The sequence below is a fragment of the Mucilaginibacter sp. genome (assembly GCF_025362475.1).
GTDB lineage: Bacteria > Bacteroidota > Bacteroidia > Sphingobacteriales > Sphingobacteriaceae > Mucilaginibacter.
On record NZ_JANYGH010000055.1, the window covers coordinates 142,417 to 168,835 of the forward strand.

The 26,419-nt window shown below is 36.4% G+C and carries 21 protein-coding genes; 4 read left to right on the forward strand and 17 right to left on the reverse strand.

The features are described 5' to 3' along the window. The first annotated feature begins 171 nt into the window (after window positions 1-171). From Q0R88_RS18075 to Q0R88_RS18085, 3 genes are all read left to right on the forward strand, one after another. Entirely contained in the window at window positions 172-1,149 is a 978-nt protein-coding gene (locus Q0R88_RS18075) for a glycosyl hydrolase (protein ID WP_295718804.1), read from the forward strand. A 4-nt stretch (window positions 1,150-1,153) separates the two neighbouring features. Further along, window positions 1,154-2,248, forward strand: coding sequence for an acyltransferase (locus tag Q0R88_RS18080; protein WP_295718806.1), 1,095 nt, complete (start codon window positions 1,154-1,156; stop codon window positions 2,246-2,248). 209 nt (window positions 2,249-2,457) lie between these two features. After that, on the forward strand, window positions 2,458-5,511 hold the full coding sequence (locus tag Q0R88_RS18085; RefSeq protein WP_295718808.1) for a malectin domain-containing carbohydrate-binding protein: 3,054 nt from the start codon (window positions 2,458-2,460) through the stop codon (window positions 5,509-5,511). A 289-nt stretch (window positions 5,512-5,800) separates the two neighbouring features. Here the strand turns inward: Q0R88_RS18085 and Q0R88_RS18090 are convergent, their stop codons facing one another. The 15 genes from Q0R88_RS18090 to Q0R88_RS18160 form a co-directional block, all read right to left on the reverse strand. Then, entirely contained in the window at window positions 5,801-6,826 is a 1,026-nt protein-coding gene (locus Q0R88_RS18090; RefSeq protein WP_295718810.1) for an acyltransferase, read from the reverse strand. A 545-nt stretch (window positions 6,827-7,371) separates the two neighbouring features. Then, a complete protein-coding gene (locus tag Q0R88_RS18095; RefSeq protein WP_295718812.1) occupies window positions 7,372-7,800 on the reverse strand; it encodes a hypothetical protein in 429 nt (142 codons plus the stop codon). A gap of 210 nt (window positions 7,801-8,010) precedes the next feature. Next, window positions 8,011-9,525 (reverse strand): hypothetical protein, encoded by a 1,515-nt coding sequence (locus tag Q0R88_RS18100; protein WP_295718815.1) that lies wholly within the window; start codon window positions 9,523-9,525, stop codon window positions 8,011-8,013. A gap of 66 nt (window positions 9,526-9,591) precedes the next feature. After that, window positions 9,592-10,770, reverse strand: a complete 1,179-nt coding sequence (gene porV, locus Q0R88_RS18105) for a type IX secretion system outer membrane channel protein PorV (protein ID WP_295718817.1) — start codon at window positions 10,768-10,770, stop codon at window positions 9,592-9,594. Window positions 10,771-10,826: 56 nt separating this feature from the next. Continuing rightward, window positions 10,827-12,203: an undecaprenyl-phosphate glucose phosphotransferase gene (locus Q0R88_RS18110; protein ID WP_295718819.1), complete on the reverse strand. Its 1,377-nt coding sequence runs from the start codon at window positions 12,201-12,203 to the stop codon at window positions 10,827-10,829. A 281-nt stretch (window positions 12,204-12,484) separates the two neighbouring features. Further along, the gene (locus Q0R88_RS18115) at window positions 12,485-12,835 is read right to left on the reverse strand and encodes a hypothetical protein (protein WP_295718820.1); all 351 of its coding nucleotides are present in this window, start codon (window positions 12,833-12,835) and stop codon (window positions 12,485-12,487) included. A 37-nt stretch (window positions 12,836-12,872) separates the two neighbouring features. Then, window positions 12,873-14,225 (reverse strand): UDP-glucose/GDP-mannose dehydrogenase family protein, encoded by a 1,353-nt coding sequence (locus Q0R88_RS18120; RefSeq protein WP_295718821.1) that lies wholly within the window; start codon window positions 14,223-14,225, stop codon window positions 12,873-12,875. A gap of 61 nt (window positions 14,226-14,286) precedes the next feature. Next, window positions 14,287-15,180: a glycosyltransferase gene (locus tag Q0R88_RS18125; RefSeq protein ID WP_295718822.1), complete on the reverse strand. Its 894-nt coding sequence runs from the start codon at window positions 15,178-15,180 to the stop codon at window positions 14,287-14,289. Window positions 15,181-15,239: 59 nt separating this feature from the next. Further along, on the reverse strand, window positions 15,240-16,124 hold the full coding sequence (locus Q0R88_RS18130; protein ID WP_295718824.1) for a glycosyltransferase family 2 protein: 885 nt from the start codon (window positions 16,122-16,124) through the stop codon (window positions 15,240-15,242). Window positions 16,125-16,135: 11 nt separating this feature from the next. After that, the gene (locus Q0R88_RS18135) at window positions 16,136-17,599 is read right to left on the reverse strand and encodes a lipopolysaccharide biosynthesis protein (RefSeq protein ID WP_295718827.1); all 1,464 of its coding nucleotides are present in this window, start codon (window positions 17,597-17,599) and stop codon (window positions 16,136-16,138) included. A gap of 95 nt (window positions 17,600-17,694) precedes the next feature. Then, a complete protein-coding gene (locus tag Q0R88_RS18140) occupies window positions 17,695-18,918 on the reverse strand; it encodes a glycosyltransferase family 4 protein (protein WP_295718829.1) in 1,224 nt (407 codons plus the stop codon). Window positions 18,919-18,929: 11 nt separating this feature from the next. Next, window positions 18,930-20,078, reverse strand: coding sequence for a glycosyltransferase (locus tag Q0R88_RS18145; RefSeq protein ID WP_295718831.1), 1,149 nt, complete (start codon window positions 20,076-20,078; stop codon window positions 18,930-18,932). Window positions 20,079-20,082: 4 nt separating this feature from the next. Then, entirely contained in the window at window positions 20,083-20,631 is a 549-nt protein-coding gene (locus Q0R88_RS18150) for a serine acetyltransferase (protein WP_295718833.1), read from the reverse strand. Then, window positions 20,618-21,685: a glycosyltransferase family 1 protein gene (locus Q0R88_RS18155; protein ID WP_295718837.1), complete on the reverse strand. Its 1,068-nt coding sequence runs from the start codon at window positions 21,683-21,685 to the stop codon at window positions 20,618-20,620. The genes Q0R88_RS18150 and Q0R88_RS18155 overlap by 14 nt, the downstream gene beginning before the upstream one ends. 75 nt (window positions 21,686-21,760) lie before the next feature. Then, on the reverse strand, window positions 21,761-22,828 hold the full coding sequence (locus tag Q0R88_RS18160) for a hypothetical protein (RefSeq protein ID WP_295718838.1): 1,068 nt from the start codon (window positions 22,826-22,828) through the stop codon (window positions 21,761-21,763). 10 nt (window positions 22,829-22,838) lie between these two features. On the opposite strand from Q0R88_RS18160, the gene Q0R88_RS18165 reads away from it, so the two are divergent. Beyond that, window positions 22,839-23,033, forward strand: coding sequence for a hypothetical protein (locus Q0R88_RS18165; RefSeq protein ID WP_295718840.1), 195 nt, complete (start codon window positions 22,839-22,841; stop codon window positions 23,031-23,033). Between the two features lie 119 nt (window positions 23,034-23,152). Here the strand turns inward: Q0R88_RS18165 and Q0R88_RS18170 are convergent, their stop codons facing one another. Continuing rightward, on the reverse strand, window positions 23,153-25,444 hold the full coding sequence (locus Q0R88_RS18170) for a tyrosine-protein kinase family protein (RefSeq protein WP_295718843.1): 2,292 nt from the start codon (window positions 25,442-25,444) through the stop codon (window positions 23,153-23,155). A gap of 40 nt (window positions 25,445-25,484) precedes the next feature. Then, entirely contained in the window at window positions 25,485-26,240 is a 756-nt protein-coding gene (locus Q0R88_RS18175) for a polysaccharide biosynthesis/export family protein (RefSeq protein ID WP_295718844.1), read from the reverse strand. Window positions 26,241-26,419: the final 179 nt, after the last annotated feature.

Here is a 26,419-nt window from a genome sequence, read left to right on the forward strand (position 1 = left end):
TAATAACCTATCATGGCATTACACACTATTCCACACTTTTTTACCATCTAAACCTCGCTCCCATATAAAGCTTTCTTAAAAGCATATATTAGCTAAGCTGCATCAATAATGTAATCAGCAAAATATAGTTTCTACGGTATGCTATTAACAAAGGCTATAATATGTTCGTACTTGCTTATATTTTTATCAACAAGTGGAATAGCCCAAATATCCAATAATTCTTTTCGTTGGGGAGTAAATGGTCATCCGCTTACGCAATCCGACTACAACAAAACAACCTGGGATAAACAGATATCTTTTTTAAAGGAATTAAATTTAAACACATATCGTGTTGATGTAATGCTTGATACCCAAGGCTTACCCAAAAATGAATATTCATTTCAAGAACTTAATAGCAAGCTAAACTCAAATTCAATTAGCATGTTCCCCGTACTCATCATCACCGGGTTATCTGGTTTGGATGCCGGCCAGATATACACGCAATGTTATAATCAGGGCAAAACCTTTGGATTAAAATATGGCAACAAATTTCCATGGCTGGAAGTAGGTAATGAGGAAGACAATAAAGTAATAGCATCAGGAAATGGCATAAAAGCATCTGATTATAATGATCAGAAAATACCGAATGTTATGGCCAAACTTAAAGGCTTTATTGATGGGTTAAAATCTGTAAGTCCGGATATTAAAGTAAGCATTTCTTTTGGTTGGGTTCACTTCTATTACCTGGAGTTGTTAAAACAAAACAATGTGAATTATGATATTATTGGTTACCACTGGTATTCAAACATGGGTGGCGGTGATATTACAAACGTTCATACGCCTTTTGTATCCGGCAATTTATTAAAATCTGTTAGTGATAAGTTTAATAAAGAAATTTGGATCACCGAATTCAATTATTACAGAGGAACCAAAAATGGCGACTATACCAAGCAAGCCGATTATATAAGTCAAAGTATAAAATCCATTATCTCACAAAACATCATCAAAGGCTTTTTCATATACGAGTTGTTTGATCAGTCGGCATCAGGTCAACGGTCTCCTAACGAAGCTAATTATGGGCTGGTTATGAAGCAAGATGCAAATTCTGATTATACAAAAAAGGAAGTATACACACGTTATCAATCGTTGATTAATGACTACAAAAAATAATATCATGACAAAAATACCGGTAAATAGACTTCAATGGGTTGATTCGCTTCGCGGCTTAGCTGCTGTAGCTGTTGTGGTTGTTCATTTGTTTAACAAATCGAGACGATTGTATCCACATGATTCATTTTTTAGTTTGGATGGCATTCCTGGATTAATCATTAATGACTTTTTAAACTGGGGTAAAATTGGAGTTGTTGTGTTTTTTTTTGTGAGTGGTTATGTAATACCCTACAGTTTAAATAACAGAACCTTAGATGAGTTTGCTATTACGCGTTTTTTTCGTTTATACCCTGCTTATTGGGTTTCAATAATATTATCAGTTATTTTTGTTGGCGTACCTTCTTTACTGGTATTACTCACAAACATTACCATGTTTCAAAGATTTGTAGGCGTAGCCGATTTAAATGTTGGTTATTGGACTCTACAAATTGAATTGATATTTTATGTTATTTGTGCTTATTTATTTTACAAGGGGTTGCTGTACAATGCCAAAACAATTGTTAAAGGTTTTTACCTTTTCCTGGTGGTTGCTGTGCTTTTATCCGTAGTGCGATATTTCACCGGGCTAAAATTACCGGTTGCTGTTCCTGTTTCGCTCAATGTAATGTTTTTAGGTTTAATGGCCAGGAAGCTTAGCAACAATGATGAGATTTTTACACGTAGCTATATTTTAAAGCATGTAGCAGTATTTGTGATAACCTTGTTACCAATTTGCTTTTTGGCTTATAACAAAGATTATGGCTATGACGAAAAATGGTATAAATATTTTTCATCTTATATTACCGCGACAGCTTTCTTTGCCCTGTTTTTCCACTACAAATGGAGCAATAAGGCATTCGCCTTTTTGGGCGCCATTAGTTATTCTCTTTATTTACTTCACCCTGTTGTAGGGTTTGGTGCAATGAAATATATAAGGAACATATTTCCGCATATATCATCACTCAATTACATATTGTTATTTATGCTCTTTTCAATAATTTCAGCACTCCTGTGCTATTATTTAATTGAAAAACCAGCAATTGCTATCGGGAAATCATTTATAAAGTCGAGAAAAAAACCTTCCATAGTAATACAGGCCACTGCAGCTGTCGAACCCTAATATTGCTGGCATCGCACCTATTCGCCTGTCAGTTGTTAACTGTAAATTGATTTAATATCGCAATATTAACTTTTGGTATACACAATTTCCCAAAGTATGCACAACAATAAATGTGTATCTGCTTTGGGTTGTAAAAGGGCTTATCTTTAATAGAAGAATTTGTTGCTTTCTGCGCCGGTTCTGATTGATAATTAATATACCTATCAATTATGAGAAAAATCACTTGGGTTTGTTATGCCAAAGCTGCGTATACATTAAAGCCCTTCATTAAATTTGCACATATAATCCTGATAATCAATTTAATGACAGGGTTGTCCTTTGCTAATACCAATACGCGTCCGGCTTTTACAACAATAAACATTGCATTTTTACCGTCAACCTCCACGGCACCTGCTGGCTACCTGGCCGATAATGGTTTAGCCTACAGTTCAACCAAGGGTTACGGCTGGATAAATCCAACAACAAAAGCAGCACAATCAATGACTGCAAATATGCGTATACGTACGGGTACGAGCGCCAAACAATTGCTTGGCCTTGTTCAAATGCAGGCCTCAGACAAAGACCAGTTGCCCGGCACATGGGAATATGCAGTACCTAACGGCAAATACAGGGTGACAATTGGTGCCGGCGACGAAGGGTATTTTGATAGCGATCATCAAATAAATGCCGAGGGTTTGCCAGTTATTTCCGATTTGATTACCAGCTCAGTCGCCAAACACAAAGTCGCTATAGCCGTGGTAACCGTTACAGATGGCAAGCTTACTATTGATGCCAACGGCGGTATAAACAGTAAAATGAATTTTATAACAATTGCTGATTCCGGCACTGTTACAGATACAGCTGTGCCAACTGCAAGTTTAAGATTAGTCGGTTCAACTCAATCCGCAGGTGTTTATACTGATCAGGCACAAGTATTTATAACAGCCACTGATAACGGAAACTCGGGCCTGGCTCAGGTACAGTATTCAATAAATGCTGCAGCTTATGTTAATTTCATGGCTCCATTTACCTTAAATACAGCCGGCAATTACACTATAACTATAAAGGCTACAGATGCAAATAATAATCAATTTATAACTGCTGCTTATAAATTTAGCATAGTTAGCAGCGCGGGTCAAAAAACACCGGGCGTTTACATGGTTTTGAAAAATCCCGATGGCTTCCCTGGTGATGACCAGCTTGTTTTTTCATTAATACAAACGCCCTGGAGGCGCACGAGCCCCGATACTACACCCTATAACTTAAATCATGACAATATAAAACTCAGAGTCAATAATAAGGGAACAGGAAAACTTACTGTAAGTAATTTGAAACTATCAAATCCTGGCTCATGGAAGATTACAGCAATTAACACGGATAGTACTGCAAAGTTACCCTTTAGCGTTAATTCTGAAGCTTTTACAGATGTAACCGTAAAGTTTATAGCTAAAAATGCCGCTTCGAGGATCAAAATCTTTAGCGATACATTAACAATAATTAGCAATGACAGTATTGCACCGGTAAAGAAAGTTGGGCTTCACGGCATTTGGCAAATAGCAGGCGAAGGCTTAAATGAACCTTATGCCCAGCAGATTATACAAGCATTCGGTTTAGGAACAACCACGGGTTATGCCCATGATGATGGCAATATAAATGGAACAACAATAGTGCCGAGCTCAAGTGAAGTGAAAGCAGATTATTTTGTAATGGCCGATCCCTCAAAACCAGTAACGGTCCGTCAATTAGCGGCCTATCATGGGTGTTGTGCAGCAACAGAAGCTATTCGGTATTTTGCTAAAGGATCTTCATCTACCAAAATGGTTTTTACGCATAATAATCTTTATGGTCAATCTGTAGTACCCAGAATTTACGGTAGTAATACTAACCCTTCGGTTGGAACCTTCACCATTACCGGCTCATTCGGTTTTAAAGCTGGCAGTGCCTCATCAGATAGGACCCAAAACGTTAATGGACTTATAGGTATGAGAATTTTAAAGGCTATAGATGCCGCCGGAAATGTAATACCAAACGCCTATTTGTTGGATTGTGATTACCTGGGTACACAGTTTACCAATTACGATTATCAGGACAATGTATATTACGTTGAAAACATTATGCCCGAATCGGGATCAAAACATCATGCCGATCTGGCATCGCTTCCGAATACGGCTATTAACTTTACGCCGTCTTTAACAGGAACCTCTTCATCTATTAATGTTACATTAAAGAATACGGGAATGAACTATCCCGATAGCTCAACTGATGGCGCAATAACATTACAAAGCTTACAAATTGTAGGGCCCAATGCCAGTGAATTTTCGGCAGGAACGTTTGCAACTACATCGTTGGCAACACAGGGCACAACCGCTATAACTGTAAAATTCACCCCCAATAGCGTAGGTATAAAAAATGCGGCGTTATTGGTGAATTACAAAAACGGAACGTCGCCGCTGCGGATCCCTTTGTATGGAATTGGCAACACCTCTACATCTACAGTAACTGCTTTGAAAAGAATAAAAGGAGGATCCGATGCTGCTGTCACGATTGGCGGAAATACTTATGAGGCAGATGCTACTTACAGAAAAGGGTCTATTAAGCTGGATAAACAGGTTATAGCCAGCGGTGTAGCCGGTACAGATATAGATTTATTATATCAAACATACTTATCGGCCAATGCGGAACTGGCACAAACAAGTTATGAAATCCCTATAGCAAATGGCAATTACCTGGTACGGATGCATTTTGTAGAAAATTATTGGACAGCAGTTGGTATGAGGGTATTTCATATTGCGATGGAAAACAAACAGGTGCTCAACAATTTCGATATTTATAACGAAGTAGGTTACCGTGCCGCGCTGGTGAAGGATTTTAGTACAACAGTGGCAGATGGGAGTTTAAGCATTAAATTTGACCCTACAGCCAACCGGGTGGGCATTGCTGCGGTTGAGATATTCCAAGTGAAAACTACCGCAGGCGCATCAGCCTTATCTGCTAACGCTACCGACAGCCTGGCGGAAAAACAACGAACAATTACGGTTTATCCTAACCCCAATAACGGTGCTGCATTCTATTTAAACGCTAATAATTTCCAAAAGTCAGAAAAAGTAACATTATCTGTTACAAGCATGTCGGGGAGACTGTTGCAGAAACAGACATTTGTTACTGATGAAACTGGTGCTGCTAATACACTAATTAAATTAAATAGCAGTTTGGGTAAAGGAGTTTATATTATAACTGCAGAGTCTCAAACAGGAGTTTTAAGCTCAAAACTATTAGTTGAATAATATCCTTTCGCTTATTAAATAACTTTATTACCTTTTTGCATCATCCCCTGCTTTACTAAAGAAGAAAAATGCCGGTTTCGTCATGTTTAATTTATGAAGAAACAAAAAACGGCAACCAATAGCCCGATATCTGCTATTGATTGCCGTTTTTGTGTTATTTAAAATAACAGTTAATCCGGGCAAATAATTTTGATGATGGTAAAACATTCAAGCATGTATTACCTTATTCCTTAGTGAGAATTAAACGTCAGTTTGCAGCAATGCAAATTATCAACTTAGGTGATTAGATCTATTGAATGGCGACCTCTTTAGTAGTAGCCTGCCGCGATGATTTATTGTATTGAAACAGCCATCCAAATTTAGGTTGATGAATCGACAGGTATTTTAATCCTAATGGGAAACATAAGCCAACTAACGTATTAAACACAATGTGCACTATAGCATTGTCTACATGCAAAATTTTCTGTAAAAATATCCTGAAACCGGCCGTAAAAAGTACGTGCGACAAAAATATAATCATTGAGTTTTCACCGAGGAAATTAATTACTGTTTTTGACCTGGTTTTTACGGCATAAAAAGATAATTGTATCACAAGTAAGGTGCCCAAAACCTGGGTATCTAATGTGTTAAACCATGTCCATCTTCCGTATCTGAAATATAAAAATTCAGCGCCAACAAAGAGGAGAAAAGTTAAAAGAATACACAGTTTGTTTTCAAGTACAAACTTCAAATATGTCATGTTCCTGGCCAGTAAAATACCAAAGTTAAAATAGATCAAATTATAGAATGTTTTATCAAATGATCCAAAATGAGGCTTAAATACATAAATTAAAAGCCAAATTGAGCAGGAGATCAATAAGCCGTATTTTCTTGAAACTTTATAGATAAGTACATTAACAACATTAATAAAAAACAGGGCAAACAAAAACCAATAAACAGAACGAGGAATAAACAAACATGTGTACAATGCCTGAATTGGCAATTTCGCGTTGGTCTGGCTGGAAAAAGCAACCTCAAAAGCTGTTTGTATTATTGACCAAATTACAAATGGATAAAGAATAGTCTGCAGTTTATTTATCAAAAATTTCTTCTCGTGATGATTATCTAAGCTTTTCTCGAAAAAGAATCCGGACAAAGCAAAAAACAAAGACATATGAAAACTATAAATAAATGTAAATAGGGAATTAATCACAAATAGATTTGTTGGTATATGGGCTTCTTTTATACCCACTAAAGCATGCCCCAGTACAACAAGGATAATTCCTAAACCCTTGGCATAATCGACCCAGTCTACTCTTAGATGCTCTGTTTTCATTTGCTAATTATTTGATTAATGTTGATGGTTTATTAAACTAAAGTGTTATTATTTGGACGTTACTTTTTTGTGCAACCTTTTGGTTACTTAAAAATGTTGTGGCAAGAGGCTTGAATCAAAGCTTACTTTTAAATAAGCCTTTTAGGAGAGAAATCTAATTTTGAAAAAAAATGGAAATGAGAAAACCAACGACGAGCTTATGTCGTATATAAAGAGTAGTAGAAAAATAATTTATTATAAAAAATAAAGAGGATGTATTGAAATACACCCTCTGATTCAGGCACATAACTCTCACATTTGTACCAATTATGAAAAACAAGTTTCATTTAAATCTTATACGATAAATATTTATATATGTTGTAGGAGTTTTAAAAAAAAGAATAAAGGCTTAACTCGCTTGGTGTAATTGATCTATATCAAATCTATAAATTATTTACGATAAAAAGAAAACTTACTATTAAGTTATTCAAAATTGTGCTATTATGTATAAATTTTGTGAAGTTGATGCTGTAATTTGATAGTCTTTCTTCCTCAAAATAAGAATATTACGGCACTAAGATGATACTTCGCCATACCTCAGCGCCTGTTCTTTTTGCTGTGTTATGAAATATTTGTCTTTGCTCCCTGCTGTAAACATTCAGCGTTATGTTTTGATCTTCTACTGGTGTAACTTTGATATCTAAATCATATTTGGATTGATACCTAAAAACATACGTGGCCATTGTTCCCTCAACATCAAAATCATTTAGCTTATCATCTGCGCCGAACGTAACATGACATTTCTTTTCGCAGTCAACAGTTAGCTTTCCGTATCCATAATAGCTTACATCATCGACCGAACTTTTTTTGCAGCCGGTAAATAAAAAGATAGAGGAACTAAGAAAGATTGCACAAACGATGCATTTTCTTATTGTGGGGATGGTAAATAACCCGCTTCTTCCTGAAGCATGTAATAGAGTTTGATTTTGTTTCATGATTTTTTAATTTGTAATTATTAAGATAATATTAGCGTGAATTTCAAGTGCGCAGTTTGCAAATGGTATGCATTTTAAAAGGTAGTATGCGATACTATAAAAGAAGAAATTTTGTATCACGGCTATTTTCCTGTGGCAGAGTATAAAAACTTACCCAGGCAATATGACGGCAGATAGTCGTCTGAAATTTGTATAAAAGCTAAAAAGAGGCTATTTTTTTACGCTGGCTATATCAACATTTTTTTTATCAATTATTATCAGCTTCTTTTGTTCGTCACCAAATGGTCTTACGTTAGCTACCAAATAAACATTATCCTGGTAATCATAATTGGTTCTAGGTTGCCCAATAAAGTCGCAGGCTATGATATAACTATTTTTTAGCTCCTCACCTTTTAAATTAATGGCTTTCCAAACACGCACACCGATTTTGTTTTTATAATTTTTCATACGGTCTGTACTTGATGAGCCCATTATAAAGCCGAATTTTTTTTGCGGATAAAAAGAAATAAAATTTACAGATGGTTTAACAAGCATTCTAGGTAATAACAACTGCGCAGCACCTGGTTCGTTATTGAATAGTGTTATTGCTGTTTTATCTCCTTTATAAAAAAACTTCAACGCATCATCTTCATTGAGTGAATTAAACGCGTGGTAAGCAGCAAGCTGAATTATTTTAACGCCTGTAGTATCACTAACTCTTTCAAAATAGGATGCAGCAATCTCATCCGAATTAGAGATGGTTGCATCGCCGTTGGAGCCGTTATCGAAATATTTGAATCCGACGTTGGTTTTAAAATTTAAATTTGTAAGTATTTTTTGCAAATCTGGTTCCCAGTCGCCCTCTGCCCTATATTGCCATAGGCCATTTAGATACAGTCTTTTAAACACTTTATCCTGTGTGTATAAGATCAGTTCATTACGAACTGTTATACAGCTGCTTAATAAGTCAGATTGGCAGTTTAATGATTTTGTATATCGCAATAAGTTCCACTGTAATTTAAATAGTGCATTCCAGCCCACCCGCCTTGCCCGCTTTTCAAATATATCCGCAGTAAAGTTTAATGTGATCTCTGCAAAATTATTTACTCCGATTGTAATTGGAAATGCACTTTCATCAACATTGAGATTATTTATTCTACATATTTTCCAAAGGTCATTTTTTAAAAAAACAGCTTTATTTATAGTCAAATCCTTATCACTATTATTTTCAATACGAATGGTTACCAGGCCATGATCCTTTATATTAAACTTAGCGTTCTTTTTTTTACTAAGTATTTTTCGACCCTTATCACTCAAACGAGAAAAAAATAAATAGTCATTACTTGAAAAATCATTTATCACTTCAACTTTTACGCCGGCACCGTTAACGTTGATATGCCTATCTGATACCAAATGAAAATCATTTACGGCTTTATTATTTAATAAAACATCTTCTTTTACAGGACTTTCCTGAGAAGAGTATTTAGTTTTTAATAATGTTCCGAAAATCAAATTTGAAACTATACAAAGCACAATTAAAATTTTCCGGAAATAGACCTCTTTAACGGAAAGAAATGCCGGCACAAGAAACATGGCCGATAAAATACCCCAAATTAATGGTAAGAAAACATTTAATAATGCATGAAGTCCATCTTGGCTGAAATCAATTGAGGTAGATATAAACTCCGAAATAAGAATGCTTGATAGTAAAAAAAAAAGTAATAAATTAACAGAAAGCTTCTTCATAATTAATAGGGGTAAAAAATAAAAAGCATTTTTTGATTGTATATTAAAAGTTCATAAAATCAACATCTAATTTGGCTCGCTGGCCGATCCAAAACTGTATCCGATACTAAATCGCAAAGTATTGGCAAGGGGGCTTTTGTCTTGGCTGGCTGCTAGATATGAAAAGTCAATATTGATGTTTTTTGTAACCAAACCCAGGCCAAGGGTTACATAACTTCTGTTTCCTTTGTTAGGGTTTTCGTAAAAGTATCCGGCTCTTAATGCAAACTTGTTGTCGTACCAGTATTCCAATCCGGTTGAGTAATTTATTTCCCGAAATTCTTCTTTAAAGCCGCCAGGAGCATCACTAAATGAGCCGAATATGCCTGAAACAACTGAACGGTCATCATTCCTCCCCCTCACTATTTTATTTGTACTATCTCTTATCGGTGGTGTTGGAACAAGCAATTTATTCAAATCAATTGCAAGTGTCACCTTATTGATATTATCTAAAAACAGCGTATTGGCAAATCCTATTCTTAAATTGGCCGGTAAAAATAGCTGGGGCCCCTGAGCAGAGTAATTTATTTTTGTACCTATATTAGAAATATTTACCCCGAAGCCAAAAGTAGCATCTTTGCCAAATTGCTCGGTATTATGATTGTTAAACAGGGATATATCTGTAGCAACAGCATTAACACTGTTTGACCCTGGGCTATTTGAGCTAAAGCCTCTGTAAAGCCCAGAATGTATATACCGTAAAGTAAGACCTAACGACAATTCTTCACCAAATTTGCGAGCGAAAGATCCGTCAATTGAATATTCATTTGGGTGATAAGTACCCTGTGATACAAGATTATCATCAATTAAATCGATCCTGCCTAAATTAAAATATCTGATTGAAAAGCCGATGCTATTTCTATCATCTAATTTATTTGCGTAACTTAAATAAGCAAGATTGATATCTGAAACAAGCTTCCTTAACCATGGTGAATATGAAAGGCTAAAAGATGAATTGTTTTGCAAAAACGGGAGTTTCGCTGCATTCCAGTAAGTGGCATTTGCATCAGGAGCTATAGCCACCCCAGCATCTCCCATCGCGCCAGAACGGGCATCGGGAGATATTGTTAAAAACGGTACAGCAATTGGTATGGCGGTATTACTGCTTCCATTAGTATTAAAGCTTGCTTGCGCCTTTGATTCCAGGCACATGATACAGCAGCCAACTATAAATAAAGCATAAAATTTAAAGGTATGAATTGCCATATTATATACAATGTAAAAACAGGTTAGCGTAAGCTTTTAAAATAATTGGGAAACACTTAGTATGCGTTTTTCTCGCCTTTAAATATGTTATAGATGGTTAGGAAAATTATTTTAACATCCAGTTTTAACGACCAGTTTTCTAAATACCAGATATCATGCTCAACGCGTTTCTCCATTAACGCGTCATTTTTTGTTTCCCCTCTAAAACCATTAACCTGAGCCCACCCGGTTATACCCGATTTTAAAAAATGACGAACCATATATTGATTAATTAATTGGCCATATTGTTCTGTCATTGACAGGATATGGGGTCGGGGGCCGATAACGCTCATATCACCTAACAACACATTTATAAATTGCGGAATTTCATCTACGCTGGTTCTGCGGATAAATTTGCCAATTGGCGTAGTTCTTGAATCATTTTTGGTGGCCTGAACAAACTTTGTCTCATCCTGGATCCTCATGCTCCTGAATTTATAGCAAATGAAAGGTTGATTATCTTTACCGGTGCGTAATTGTTTATATAGTATAGGACCGGGGCTTTGCAGTTTAATTATTAACCCTAATATTGGATAAAGCCAGCTTAGAATAAATACGATCACCAACGAGCTGAAAATTATATCAAAAAGCCTTTTTGCAAATCGGTTTTCCATTTCTTCCAACGGCTCCTTTCTTAAACTCAAAATTGGAAAGTCATCCATATAATTTACTTTACAGGACGATTTAAAATAGGTATCCCAATCAGGCACAAATTTCAACCGAACGCAATGCTTTTCGGCCATCTTTAACAAGTAATTGGCATCGGCCAGTTTATCAATTGGCATCGTGAGATATACTTCGTTTATTCCGCTTGCCGACGCGTTCCTTATGTATTCTTCAACCACCTCATCACTTGAATTCTCTTCAGGCTCGATGGTTCCATCACCTTTGTTTAAAAAGCCTTTAAAGGAAAAATTATTTTCAGCATTTTCAAAAAATGTCGCCAACTTCAAACTCATACTATCGTTACCTATCACCGCCACAGACTTATTTATATTGAAGAAACGTTTAAAATAAAACTCAAATAATGTTCCTAGAAAACGGCTCAGAATGAGCCCTGCAAATATGAAGTTGTAGTAAACTATTGTAACCTTTAATACACTTATAGAATCTTTTGGAACTAAGATGAGCGACGTAAAAAAAAATACGAATAAAATAAAAGCCTTAATTGATCCCGTGTAAATCCTTATATGCTTCTGTGATATAGCAGCTTTATAAACACCTGATAATGAAGTTGCTAAAACCCACAAATAGTTACATAAAAGCAAATAGATCAGATAATCCTCAAATGGTTTATTAACAAATTTAAAAGCCAGGATGAAACAGGCGTTCACCAAAATCTGGTCTGTAACTTTTAGTACAAAGTATAATAGATATAAGTACTGTGTTTTCATATAATTTGATTTATAAAGTGATTGTAACCATCATTTTGAAACAAGCCGATTTGTTTAACCAGTTTTAACTCACTTAAATTCGCCGGCACTCAAATTGTTATTGCTAACAACATCAGGAAATATAATAGTAGCTATTCGCTGCAGGATCTGTTGTGGATCTGCGCCAGGGATGGGAAGTGCCTGGCGTAGTATATGTTAACAAATTAATGATTTGCCAGATAGTATACAACGGTACTGCCGGGATGATGTGATATTGTGTAGTTTTGAGATACCCCCACGCATTAGGCTGTTAAATCACGATTATTTTCTGAGTAAAATTTCGCCTCTATTGCTAATTCATACAATTTATCTTTGTGGTTGCCCCATAAATCCTTCCACCAGTATAAATATTTGCGTGGGTATTTTAGCTGCTCGTAATGATCAGCGCGCGATAATCCTTCAAGCGCCATCAATTTATGCATTACTCTACGGCAATGATCCATCACAGAGTGCGATTGCGACGTATAACCGTATTCTATTCCAATTTTCCTGGACGTTTTATCGAGCAGTATTTGGCTAAATAATTCGATATGATAAGTAGACAAGCCCTTTGTTTTTAAATAAGGCTTATTTTTATATCCTTTGGTTTGCATAAACTTCGGGTTTTAACATTAATTATCGCACACATCGTTAGCCCTTTAATGAGCCATTGCGGTAAACAGTGCGATAGTTGATACTTGTTAATGGGCGTCCTATGCTGTTATAATAAAAGCCCATTTCGTCCATTAAGTCAACATTATATAAGTTCCGTCCGTCAAAAATCATTTTGTACTTTAAAAGATCTCCAATTTTAACAAAGTCGGGATTACGAAAAACGGCCCATTCTGTTAAGATCAGTAATGAATCACACCCTGCCAGCATTGTATAAGGATCATCACCGTAGCTGATCTTTAAATTTGTATAGTTGCTGAAATTATTCATTGCTTCAGGATCAAAAGCTACAACATCGGCCCCTTCTGCTAAAAGCTCCCTTATTATAGTAATAGCCGGCGCTTCTCTGATATCATCTGTTTCCGGTTTAAATGCTAAACCCCACACAGCAAACTTTTTTCCATGAAGATCATGATTAAAGTGTTTTTTTACCTTTTGTACAAGCACAGATTTTTGCGCGGTATTAACTTCCATTACGGCATTCAAAATTTTAAAGTCGTAGTCATTTTCGTTAGCTGATTTAGACAAAGCCTGCACATCCTTGGGAAAGCAGCTTCCGCCATAACCAATTCCCGAAAAAAGGAAGCGTTTACCAATGCGATCATCTGTACCAATGCCCAACCGTATCATATCAACGTCTGCTCCTACTTTTTCGCAAAGGTTGGCTATTTCATTCATGAAAGTGATTTTTGTAGCCAGGAATGAGTTAGCAGCATACTTTGTTAATTCAGACGAACGCTGATCCATAAATATAATGGGATTCCCCTGCCTTACATAGGGTTGATATAAGCGGCTCATCAAAACTTTAACCTTGTCGCTATCCGTCCCTATAACAATCCGATCGGGCTTCATAAAATCATCAACCGCAACACCTTCCCTCAAAAATTCGGGGTTGGATACTACGTCAACCTTTATATCAGTATTGGCCAGAAACACCTCTTTAACCCAATCGGCTGTTCCAACCGGCACCGTTGATTTGGTTACTATCACCTTATAATCTTTAATTAATTTAGCGATCTCTGCAGAAGCATTAAGTATAAAAGTTAAGTCGGCTGAGCCATCAGCTCCCGGAGGGGTTGGCAATGCCATAAAGATAATCTCAGCATCGGTTATGGCTTCTTCCAGTTCTGTGGTAAAATGCAGGCGATTCTGAATAATGTTTCTATGAAAAAGCTGCTCCAAACCAGGCTCATAAATAGGTAACTGACCTTCCTGCATCATTTTTACCTTTTGTTTATTAATGTCAACGCAAATAACATTATTCCCTGTTTCTGCTAAACAAGTTCCCGTAACAAGGCCTACATAGCCGGTTCCTACTATTGCAATATTCATAAATGATAATAAGTTAAATTATGTTTGATTAATTATTTGAAAGTATAACTGCTGTTGGGCGTTAAGCCCGAGAAGCTTTTTTACCTTTACTCACTAAAAATTTTTCGTATGCTGTAACGATAGAAAGATAATACCTCAACCTGAATACGGTGATTTTTTGACTTAGGGTCAAATCTTTACCTCTGCTATTTATAAGCTTAATACTTTTAATTGGAGGGCGTAAATCATATATGAATCGCGAAATTAATTTGATAGATTTTCCGTCTCCGCCGCGGGAAAACTTGGCTTGCCCCCCTCCTACACGTTTTGCCTTTTTCAAAAGCTCACCTAAATGATACCGGGCCGGGTGTTTTACAGTGGCATTATCTAAATAGCGTATTAATATCCCGCCTTTTTGTGCTCTTACAGACCATTCATAATCGCCACCCGACATTAGGTTTTCATCAAAAAAACCAACCTTATCGAATGAACTTCTATAGGTAAAAAGGTTTGCTGTAACCGCTGTTGCATCGTTTTTTACATAAAGCTCCTGGTTAAAGGCATATACCTTTTCATACAGTTCAACATTTACGAGTTTAGAGGACCGATAAAACAGCTCGATTTTTCCGGCAATACGGCCAATATTAGGATGGGCAAGCATATATGTGCGGGCATTTTTTATCCAATCTTTATCCGGGATACAATCAGCATCAGTAAAAGCCATAATTTTACCCTTTGAAATTCTGATCCCGGCATTGCGTGACGCATATGAGCCCGGTTTATTTTCGTCAATTAATATACAATTGTCCGGAAGTTTATAATTTTCAGGAGGCTTTGACCCGGGCATGTTATTTATAACAATAATTTCAAATAACTCCTTTGGATAAGATTGCTTTGACAATGCCTCGAGACAAAGAGACAAACAATCCCAGTCGTTATAGGTAGGTATTATAACTGATATAAAAGCTTTGTTCATCGGATTAATTTGATTGTTTATGATACTAAACTTAAAAGCACGAAGATTTGGATTGCTGGTCAGGCTTTAAATAAGCGCTTTACCTTAGTTTTGAAAACTTTCCTTTTTGAAACGTCCAGGCGATTGTTTTGGAGGTATAAACCCACAAATTCGGGCAAAACATCCAACCAGGTCGTTAATTCGGTGTAGATGTAGGTATCAATTAATCGATTTAATTTGGGGGAAAATAAACCCATTTGTGTAAGGTACATCCTGATTGCAATCCGCAGGTTTATTCTGTTTTTAACAATTTCAACTAAGCGGCGTTTATTGCCACTTTTGGATATCGAGCTATCTGATTTATATATATTGGTTTGTACCAGGTTGTGGTAAACAAAGGTTGCTCCTATTTTTAGCAAATTGAATAAAAGATTATACTCCTGAGAAGACGTTAAAGAAGTATCCCATCCGCCAACATCCAAAAGTGTTTCCTTTTTCCAGAGAATGGAACTCGTGATTCCTAAATTTGATTCTATTAAACCTTCCCAGGGTTTAGGATTGGCATATTTAATATGCTTTTTAATTTTACCATCTGTTGAATAAATCAAAACATGATTACCAATAACTACATCAGCTGCAGTCAATTCAGCCATTTCATATTGCGATTCTATCTTTAATGGCATCAGTTCATCATCGGCATCTAAAAACTGAATAAATTCTCCTTTAGCTTCAAGCAGTCCTTTATTCCTGGCAGCAGGAGCGCCTTTGGTAAATTCACTAAAAACTCTTATCACATCCGGATACCTTTCCTCAAAAGAAAGCAGCTTTACTAAAGTTTGATCTGTTGAATCATTATCGACGAGTATTATTTCATAGTCTTTAATGGTTTGATTTAAAACACTTGATATCGCCCTGCCTATAAATTCCGCGCAATTGTAGCAAGGTATAATTACAGATATTTTCATAGGCTTAGGTATTAGTTGATTTGAGTTGCAGGTTTAAATATTTGGTATATCGCTTTTAGCTCGGTGTTCATTAACCAGTATACCGCTAACGAATAGCTGATGAATAAGGCAATACCCGCAGTGATGTAATTGACATGGGCTACGGATAAAGCGTAAGCTACAGCATATGAAATAAAAGATGCAATTACCGCCCCCTTAATAGCCATGCACAGGTCAATTACTTTAATCTTTACAGCCGAAATTTGCCGGAAGCTGTATTGGGCTACGATAACAACTACCAGCTTATTAAACAAAATGGCCCAGGCCGCGCCTACAATGCCATATTTTTCAATTCCGAAAGCAAGCGTTGGTAAAAAAACGAGTGCCTTTACTATTTGTAGTTTCATTTCAAGACCTGGCCTTCCAACACCTCTTAAAAGTGCAGTGTTACCACTTACCAGGATATGGAACATAACAGATCCTGCTAATATTTGAAGCGGCACAACCGCTTCCTGCCATTTTAAACCAAATACATTTACAATAAATGGTTGCCCTAAAACAATAAAGAAAACCATAATAGGGAAAATTAAAATGCAATTGAACTGTACTACTTTTAGGTAATAGCTTTTTAAAGCTGTAAAATCATTTTGCTTGCGGCCGTAAACAGGATACATTACATTATTAATAACTGCCATAACTCTGCTGCGAAATGTATCAGTTAAGACAAACGCAAGCGTATAAACACCCAGAACAGAGGCTCCTAAAAGCTTGCCTATCAGTAAATAATCAATATTATTATACATGTAGTTCATTATATTTGAACCGGTTGTATAGGCGCCAAAACCAAAAATATCTTTAAAAGCCTGTTTGCTCCACATAAACTTTGGCAGCCACCTGGTTGCTTTAAAATACAGAGGCATGGCTATTATGACAATTGCAACTGAGTTGAAAACCAAGGCCCAAACGCCAGCCCCTAAAAAAGCAAGTACTAAGGATATTACTCCGGCAACTATATTTGAAATGTTATCGATAAATGCTATTTTCTTAAAATCCATCAGCTTTGTAAGCTGGGCTTTATGAACCAGATTGACAGGACTAAACAAAATTGCTAAACTTAATACAGGGATTATGGTAGTTAACATAGGCTGTTTGTAAAAAACGGCAGCTAAAGGGCCTATGATAAAACTCATAATCAAATACAATCCTACAGACCAGGTAACCCCGGTCCAAAAAGCGGTATGAAAATGTTCTTCGAATAAATTTTTGTCCTTACGCTGTACTAATGCTGCACCTACTCCCAAATCATTAAGTACCTGAACAAATCCGGTAAAAATTGTTGCCATGCCAATTAAACCAAACTGTTCAGGAAAAAGCAGTTTTGCTAAAACCAGTTTGATGATAAAGGCGAATGATTGATTTACAACCATTTGTACGCAATTCCATAGAATTCCTTGTGCTACGAGCTTTTTATCAGATTTTACTGCAGAATCTGTCATTTATATATGTAATAAGTAAGTTAAGATTTGGTTTTTGAGCTCCGATTCGGGCTGCATATATGTGTGTAGAAGTACAATATTTTAGCTACCTGCTGCTAAAGAGCAACCCGCTTTTTATCTGACATTGATTTAGAGGTATCTTTTATAGTTTCATAAATATTTTGATAACCTTCTATGTATTTAATTTCATTGAACCGTTGGGCACTGCTTAAGCAATGTATTTTTTTAAGCTCTATACTTTGCTGGTTATTGACGATATTTTCGATTAATTGTGTCAGGCGGCTTTCCTCCGGCGCATATAGCCAGGTACTGATGTCATCATGCAATTCTGTTAATCCACCGCTATCTGAAATACAAACCGGTACCCCGAATGACAGGGCTTCGATAACCGTGCGGCCAAATGGCTCGGGCCATAATGAGGGCACTATTAAAACATCAATCTGCCTGAAAAAAGCCTCCGGCTTAACAACTCCAACAAACTCAATTTCAACCCCAACGGCCAACGCGTTAAGTTTATTGATAAAATCGTTCTCGCCCCGCCCCGCCAGCATCACTTTAAATTTAGTTTTACTTTGGGGGGCACATGCGGCCAATTCTTTTACCATGTATTCAACACCCTTATCTGTTGATATCCGGCCCATATAACCGAAGGTTAACTTATCTGAATACGGAAGTTTTATACTTATTTCATTATGATTGGTTTTTACCCCGTTATATACTACAGACCGTGGCTTTTCATCTCCTATAATCGAATTATGCCTGTTCAGTATATATTTACTTATCCCAACGAAGTAATCAGGACACTGCATAAACCCACTTTTTAAACTATGCGTAATTTTGCAATCCTTACACAAACCGTCACAGGAATGATTGTTATTGAACATATTGGTTCGATGACAAATAAGATAATAGTCACGAATAGTATGCACAATTGGAATTTTACTGAACTTGATCACGGCCCAGAGCGAGGGAGAAAAGCCCATTATATTATTTGTATGGATAACATCCGGCTTTATTCGCTTGAGGAATACATTTATAAAAAATAGGTATAGCGGATTAAATGAGTCAACCAAATGCCAAAGGATTTTGGCTGATGCCGACCGGTGTTTGTTTGCTGTATAGCTGGAATAAATATTCCGTTGTTTAACCCTAATTACAACTACTCCGTTAACTCGCTTTATTTCAAACTTTTCACCAAAAGTTATTACAAAAATTTCATTCCCCTTCTTAACAAGCCCTTCAGCTAAAAGCTGAACAGAAACTTCCGCGCCGCCTATAAATTTGGGGAAATAAAAGGTATTAAAAATTAAAATACGCACTGTTGTTAATATTAAGCTTCGTTAGCAATCAGGTTCTTTTTATCATGGGTGCGATATTTTTCGTCGACGAAATCCCGGATTTTTTTAACAAAGCATGTATCGTCAAATTCTTCGGCATGTTTTCGTATAAATTGAGAATCAAAATTTGATAACTCAAAAATATCTATAGCATGTTTCAATGCTTCTACAGTTTGTTTTGGGAAAAATACGGCTGTAGCTTTTGAGGCATCTTCCTGCAATGGTATCATTGTTTCTAATACACCACCTTTGCCGTATGCTATTACTGGTCTTCCGGATGCATTGGCTTCCAAAGGTGTAATGCCGTAATCCTCTAATTGTGGAAAGATGAAAGCTTTGCAGTTTGCATACAAATTGGCAAGCTCAATGGCAGACAGACCGCTAAGAAACACAACATTATCTCCAGCTATTTCCTTAAGTTCCTTTTCTCTGGATCCTTTGCCAACAACTATTAACTTTTTGTCGGGCATTAATTTAAAGGTTTCGATAACCAGATCAACTTTTTTATAAAATTCAAACCTGGAAACAACCAGATAGTAGTCGCCTATATTTTCGGAAATATAAAAATTATCGCATTTTACCGAAGGATTTATTACTTTAATCTCAAGCGAAGGGTTATAAGCTTCTTCAATACGCGGCACAACAGTTCTGGAATTGGTAATAAAATAATCTGTCCTTAGTGCCGATTGTTTATCTATGCTTTTAAGTTTTTCAATAATCAAATAGTATAATTTTCGCTTCCAGAATCCACCATTTGATATGGCCTCGTAAGATTCCGGATTCCATACCAACCTAAACGGCGTATGGCAATACGTAATCACAATTGTGCCCGGGTCTGTTTTGATGTATTTGGCGCAATGCGTTGTTGATTGCAGTATAACATCAAAGCCCTTTAGGTAAAGTTGCTTCATCGCCATAATACCAAAAGGGAAAAAGAAACGCTTTAAGTTCTTTTCACTTTTAATAAATTTCCCAAACCACGTAGTCTTAATATTACACACCTTAAATTCCGGATAGGAGGTTACAGGATTGTAATTAAGTGTGTAAATTGGAGCATCCGGAAACGCATTATGAAAGCTTAAAACAACCTGTTCAGCTCCACCTTTTCGAACAATTTCATCTTGAACTATTGCTATGTTCATAATATTAGTAAATTATTTTAGCTTGAAGTGATCTCATTTCAAATACGGAGGTTTGGATCTTTATTAATGTATTGGCGGGGATGGAATCCATGACTACACAATTCGGTCCTACGATACTATTTTGTCCAATTTTTATTGGGCCAATTATCTTTGCTCCTGCCCCCAAAACACAATTGCACTGAATTATCGGAAAGCCGTCACCAGGGGCAATTATAGCTCCTTGTTTTTTACGGCCAAGTGTAACTCCGTGATAAATAGTTGTATTAGATTTTACAATAGCACCCTGGCCAATTACAATTCCAACGCCATGAATTATTACAATTCCGCCTTCCAGGTCCGCCTTATAATCAATGTCGATAGCATATAATATTTGTATGATACGGGTTAACAGTAATGGAAGAATAGGTATTCCTTTAATAAACAGGTAATGCGAAAACCGGTAATTTATCAGTGCATGTATTCCTCTATTTGCCAATAAGGCCATCAAATTACTTACCTCAAACTCGGTGCGTAAGCGAAAAAGGTCAAGTTTTATATCTTTAATAACGCCCATTACTTAATTTATTGATCAGGTAAACTAATTGGCTACCTGACGTTTTCCAATCGTAATTAAAACTAAACTGATAATTTTTGGTGATCAATAACTTTACTTCCGAATCCGTTTTCTTTAGAAAATTATTTAAAGCTATTTTAAGTGTGGACAGCGAGTGTGGATCGAAATAAATGGCCTTTCTTTGAGCAATTTCAACAAATGCGGGGATGTTTGAAATAATCAAAGGGCAGCCGCTTGCCATAGCCTCAACAACTGGTAATCCAAACCCTTCATAAAAAGATCCATTAATTAACGCCCTGGCTCTTTGGTAATAATCGGCCAACAACAAATCATCGCAGTTGGTAATAAATTTAATATTGCTCGCAGGTTTATAATTTTCATTTTGAAAGGAGCCGGCCGCAGCGCCAATCACAACCAATTTTAAAGAACTATATTCTTTAAGAGAGAATACTTTGATAAGCAATTGGATGTTTTTCCTGGGATCATGAGAGCCCACAAACAGGAAAAAGTTATCTTTTTGAAAATTAAGTGAATCCATATTGCGGACCACAAATTTTTCGGAAGGGGCGTTATTAATAACCGAGACCTTGGTGGTTGGTACATTTAGATTTTCGCAAATTTCTCTTTTCGAAAATTCGCTTACTGTAATAACGTGTAAAGCTTTTTTTGCTAACCTGGGTATTAAAAATTTATAGTATCGGGAAAAACTATTGGAAAACCACTTTGGATTGAAGTGATATGACATATCGTGTATACATATGATGTGGTTTCTTAGCAAAAACGGCCCCGTATTGCAAAAACTTATCAATAATGAACCCTTTTTCCGGGTCACATAAGCTGTCAAATCAATTTGCTCCCATAACGTTAATCTTTTAAAAAAACCTGTTTTGATAAAAGCATCTTCAGGAAAATCAAGAGCAGTTACATCAGCTATTACAGGAACCAGGATTTTAACCTCCAACTCCGACTTGAGAAGCAGATTGGTTAGCTCATAGGCGTAGCGCTGGACGCCTGTTCTGCGTTGTAACAAAAACTTACCGTTGATAAAAATCATGAGGAAGTATAAAATATCAAAGTTTAAGGAGGGGGATGATTTTTGTAAGATCACCTGATTATCAAATACTTGTATTTAATTATTTATAAGCTTCAAATCGCGGGTTCTTATCGAAATACTGGATTTGAATAATTCTTTTTTATTATCTGCCGATAATACATAGCCTAATCCTAAAAAGATCCAAAGGCTTGGATATGCAAATTCAGGAACGGTAGTCATCAATATGATATATAATAACACTAATCCTATGCGATAGCTTAACTGCACTTGTTCGGGCTTAATTTTAAATGACAGCTTATCATAAAAAAATGAGGTAAATAAAAGAAACCCGATAACCCCGTTGTTTACCATTACGGTACTAAAAAAATCCGTCGACCTCACATAGCCAAAGCCTATTCCCACAATTTCGTTATAAATATTCAAGTTGGCCCAGTACGTTATGTGTGTTGTAAAGTGTCCTGATCTATCTTTTGAAGACGCTGATGAACCATCAAGTTTACTGGCGAAAACTATTTTATAAATACTATCAAGCTGATGACTGAAAACATCCAACTGCAGGATTATGCAAAATGCGGCCAGCCCCACAAGCCCGTAAAATATTAGATGAAATTCTTGTTTGTAAATCATCCAAAAGGCTGAGAATATTAAAATAGCCAGGTAAGCTGTAGTTGAAAATGTTAACAACAAACATCCTAAAATCAAAACGCTATCAAACTTACGTTTCAAAGCTACTGCCAATACCCAAAAAGGATATGCGGTAAAAACAAACATCGAAGGCTCGCCAGTATAACTCGTCATACGAATTAAGCTTATCCCTCCCATATTCATAGTTTGAAACTGGGAGGCCGGTTTGTTTTCGTAACCAAAAGTTCTGTTTACAATAAAATCGCCATTTTGGTGAAATATCATGTAATATAACAGCTCGTAGATACCATAGATACACATTAACCTAACACCCCAGAAAACATATGTTAGCGTTTTTTCATCCGCGAAATACTTTATATACAGGTAAATGGTAAATCCTACTATTAAACTGAGCGTTTGAGTTAAATGTGATATCCGGAAAAATGTTTGTGTGTAGTTTTTGATATTGAGCAGCAAAAGATCATCCGGTAATTTAAGATCAACCCAAAGATTTACCATTTGGGAACATATGCTTAAAACCGTAATTATTGAAAAGAAGATGAAAAGCTCCTTTATGAATTTTTGCTTAGGTAACCCAAGAGGAGTTAAAAATATGATTATACATAATATTCCAGCAAAAAAGGTAATGATTGTAGTGCCTGGGATAGAAGGTATTATTAAAAAAGAAATCACAGGAAAAACCAGCATTAACAAGTTAACATAACGTTTAACAAATTTCAGCCTGGAATCTTTATTTGATTCTGCGGGTTGGATTGCTATGTGCATCTTTTAATTATTAATCGTTTACAGTTTAATATCAATGTGAGCTACATTAATATCTTATCAGTCGTTACCGTAGCCCAGCCCATAGCCGTACCCAAAGTAACCGGCTTTAGCAAAGTCGACATCATTAATAACCAAGTACATATTTTCGACGTTATCTTTGGAGCGTAACTGGTTTACAAGATTAATTTGCTCGGTATTGGTGTAATTATGCCTGCATATATAAACCGTCATATCCACGTACTTCTCTAGGATTAATGCATCTGAAACCAAGCCGAGCGGTGAACTATCAATTATTATATAGTCGAATTTTTCCTTTAGGATATCCAACATCATTTTTGTTTTCTTATTTAACAGCATTTCGCTTGCATTGGCAACCACTGGGCCTGAAGAGATAAGGAACAGGTTTTCACTTAATTCGGTAGATTTAATAATATCTGCTAAATCCACAGAGCCCTGCAAATAATCAGAGTAGCCCGCGGCTTCACTACTATGATTAAACATCTCTGATAACTTTGGTTTACGAAGATCAAGCTCCATCAACAGTACTTTTTTATCGGCCTTAGCTAAGATGTTTGCGAGATTCGCACTTATAAATGTTTTCCCCTCCCCATTAACACTCGAGGTGACCATTATGATCTTATTATCCTCGGAGTTTAATATATTCTGGATCTTAGTTCTCAACGTTCTGAAACTTTCGGTAACTGCTGATTTAGCTGAATTTTCAATCATCACCCCCTTGGATATATTGCTGTGTCCTATTTTTCCGATAATAGAAACATCTGTGTAATTTTGAATATCCTGTTCTGAATTAATAATTATGTGCTGTTGAGTTTTGTTATTTACATAAGCAAAAGGCACGATGAAACCTAACAAAGCGGAAAGCAAATAAATAACCGGTTTAAGAGGTTTTGCAGGCTCTTTAGAGCTTTTTGCATTATCTATTATATGAGATGTTGGGATATTTGAAGTTTTGGCGAGTGCAGTTTCTTCCCGTTTTTGTAATAAGTAAACGTACAATTGTTGTTTAAGTTCCTGCTGCCTGCCGTAATCATTTAAAGCACGTTGTTTTTGAGGCACACCTTTTAAATTACCCTTCGCCAAATTAGTTTGATCGCCAAGTCTGGCCGTCTTAAGCTCTATCGACTGTCTGTAATATTTTATAGTTTGCAAAAGGTTTTGGCGCGCTATTGCTAATTGTTCGTCAATATTGACAACCAACGGGCTGGCATCGGTATATGATAATAATTTTTTCTGCCTCTGCAGAATTAAGGCGTTATAATCATTTAAACCAGAAGTGAACGACGCATCCTGTACTATTAGTGAACCAGGTATGCTTTGTTTGTTTTCGGGGTCTTTTAAAAACTTTTCAAGCTGATAGATAACCGACAACTGAACCTTTTGATTAGTATATTGATTATCATAATCATTTGCGTTGCCAACCAAAACTTTAGATTGCTCATTTATATCTGCAATTCCCTGGTTGGATTTATACTGTTCGTAATTCCCTTCAATATTGGCCAATTCACTTCCAACAATAGCAATACGGTTATTGATAAAGGTAAGCATACTATCAATCTTGGCTTTTTTGGTGGCTATGTTATCTTTCAAATATTGACGCATAATATGATCAACTATAATTTCGCCCCGTTTCGCTACCGGATAATACAGGGTTATATCTACGGCTGTAGTTGTTTTATCAGAAAACTCGGCATCGTAGCTTTTCAGCAAAGTTCCAATGGCTTCATCTTCGGATGTTACTTGTACAGAATAAGTTGCCTGGGAAAAAGATGCACCTGCCCTTGGCTGCAGCATTAAATCAAATTGCTGCAACTTTAATGGCTTGCCAAATGTTCCGTTTACATCCAGATTTTCGTCAGCGTTGGAGATATGAAAAGTATTTCTGTTGATTACGTTAATTTCATACGCTCTCTTCTTTATAGTATCAACCTTTTGATTAACTGTGGCTGCGTCAAAAGGCGATTCATCATAAATCTCTTTGGACAATAACCCTGATCCTGAAAATAGCTTTATATTGAGATTCAGGGTTTTAACCGTTTCTTCTATCAGATTGCGGGTTCGTAACACATCTCCTTCATTTTTTAAATTCTCATTGCTGTTTATAGTGGATATACCACCGCCAAAAGCTGAAGACGGCGCCGCCTGAGTAGGTTGAGCTTCTACCACAAGTGCACTACTGATTAGATATTGCGGCGGCGCTATCTTTAAGTATGCATAGCCCAATGCTACAAATACAATCATGCTGAGCAGAAATAATTTCCAGTGATTTAAAAGCATTATTTTAAAACTTTTAAACCCATTCTTTTTTTGGGGCTCTAATTCAATTGTCATGTTTGTGCTATTATAGGTGAGGTAAAAATTAAACTGTTAATTAAAGACTATAACGATGTAGTAAAACAATGGCAGTAAGAACGGTGGCAGCTACAGTGATATATTTTAGCACTGTATTCTCAGTATTAGCATCTTGTCTGCCCCTGCGTGGCTCTACATAAACCACGTCGTTTTGTTTAAGATAAAAATATGGAGAGTTAATAATGTCCTTCTTTGTCATATCAACAGTAACCACAAAGTTTTTACCTTCGGTATTTTTCCTCATGATGAGTACGTTGTTTCTTTTTCCGTATATGGTCATATCACCCGCATAGCCAATGGCATCAAGCACTGTTACCCTTTCATTCGGCAGAAAGTAAGAGGCCGGGTGATTAACTTCGCCAAGAACGGTAACTTTAAAATTTGAAAACCGTACATCAACAATCGGATCCTTAAAATATTTTTTTGCAGCCGTTCTAACAGCTTCCTTGGCTACCGATGTGGTTAATCCAGATAAATGAACCTTACCCAGAATCGGAATTTCAACCAATCCATCTTTGTCAACTAAATACCCTGCTCCAACACCGATAGATCCTGTTGCGCTGTTTATACCTGCAGTTAGATTAACACCATTGCGCGCATTAATAATTTGACCCGCATCTGCCTCTGTTGTATTAACATTAATTGACAATATGTCATCGGCCTGAATAACGGGTTCTGTAAATTGCGACTGGCCGATTTCTTTCAGCTGGGTATTCTCAGGCAAATCTTGAAAGTACTTTAACTTTTTTGATGTGGTGCAAGAGTTTAATACCATTAGGCATACTATAAACGAAAGATATACCCACGTTTTAGCGTTTGATTTTGTGCTCATAATTATTAAGAGTTGTTTGTTTGAGTGTGTAGTATTCTTCAGTTAACTGAACAGGGAAATCAAATGACCAGGAGGGTTTGAAAGTTCAAGGATTGAAGAATTTGGTATGCCTTAACGGGCTT

Coding starts and splice junctions, on each gene's coding strand:
- Q0R88_RS18080 (WP_295718806.1), top strand. CDS start 1,154: ATGACAAAAATACCGGTAAATAGACTTCAATGGGTTGATTCGCTTCGC.
- Q0R88_RS18085 (WP_295718808.1), top strand. CDS start 2,458: ATGAGAAAAATCACTTGGGTTTGTTATGCCAAAGCTGCGTATACATTA.
- Q0R88_RS18090 (WP_295718810.1), bottom strand. CDS start 6,826: ATGAAAACAGAGCATCTAAGAGTAGACTGGGTCGATTATGCCAAGGGT.
- Q0R88_RS18095 (WP_295718812.1), bottom strand. CDS start 7,800: ATGAAACAAAATCAAACTCTATTACATGCTTCAGGAAGAAGCGGGTTA.
- Q0R88_RS18100 (WP_295718815.1), bottom strand. CDS start 9,525: ATGAAGAAGCTTTCTGTTAATTTATTACTTTTTTTTTTACTATCAAGC.
- porV (WP_295718817.1), bottom strand. CDS start 10,770: ATGGCAATTCATACCTTTAAATTTTATGCTTTATTTATAGTTGGCTGC.
- Q0R88_RS18110 (WP_295718819.1), bottom strand. CDS start 12,203: ATGAAAACACAGTACTTATATCTATTATACTTTGTACTAAAAGTTACA.
- Q0R88_RS18115 (WP_295718820.1), bottom strand. CDS start 12,835: ATGCAAACCAAAGGATATAAAAATAAGCCTTATTTAAAAACAAAGGGC.
- Q0R88_RS18120 (WP_295718821.1), bottom strand. CDS start 14,225: ATGAATATTGCAATAGTAGGAACCGGCTATGTAGGCCTTGTTACGGGA.
- Q0R88_RS18125 (WP_295718822.1), bottom strand. CDS start 15,180: ATGAACAAAGCTTTTATATCAGTTATAATACCTACCTATAACGACTGG.
- Q0R88_RS18130 (WP_295718824.1), bottom strand. CDS start 16,124: ATGAAAATATCTGTAATTATACCTTGCTACAATTGCGCGGAATTTATA.
- Q0R88_RS18135 (WP_295718827.1), bottom strand. CDS start 17,599: ATGACAGATTCTGCAGTAAAATCTGATAAAAAGCTCGTAGCACAAGGA.
- Q0R88_RS18145 (WP_295718831.1), bottom strand. CDS start 20,078: ATGAACATAGCAATAGTTCAAGATGAAATTGTTCGAAAAGGTGGAGCT.
- Q0R88_RS18150 (WP_295718833.1), bottom strand. CDS start 20,631: ATGGGCGTTATTAAAGATATAAAACTTGACCTTTTTCGCTTACGCACC.
- Q0R88_RS18155 (WP_295718837.1), bottom strand. CDS start 21,685: ATGATTTTTATCAACGGTAAGTTTTTGTTACAACGCAGAACAGGCGTC.
- Q0R88_RS18160 (WP_295718838.1), bottom strand. CDS start 22,828: ATGGTAAATCTTTGGGTTGATCTTAAATTACCGGATGATCTTTTGCTG.
- Q0R88_RS18165 (WP_295718840.1), top strand. CDS start 22,839: ATGCTTAAAACCGTAATTATTGAAAAGAAGATGAAAAGCTCCTTTATG.
- Q0R88_RS18170 (WP_295718843.1), bottom strand. CDS start 25,444: ATGACAATTGAATTAGAGCCCCAAAAAAAGAATGGGTTTAAAAGTTTT.
- Q0R88_RS18175 (WP_295718844.1), bottom strand. CDS start 26,240: ATGGTATTAAACTCTTGCACCACATCAAAAAAGTTAAAGTACTTTCAA.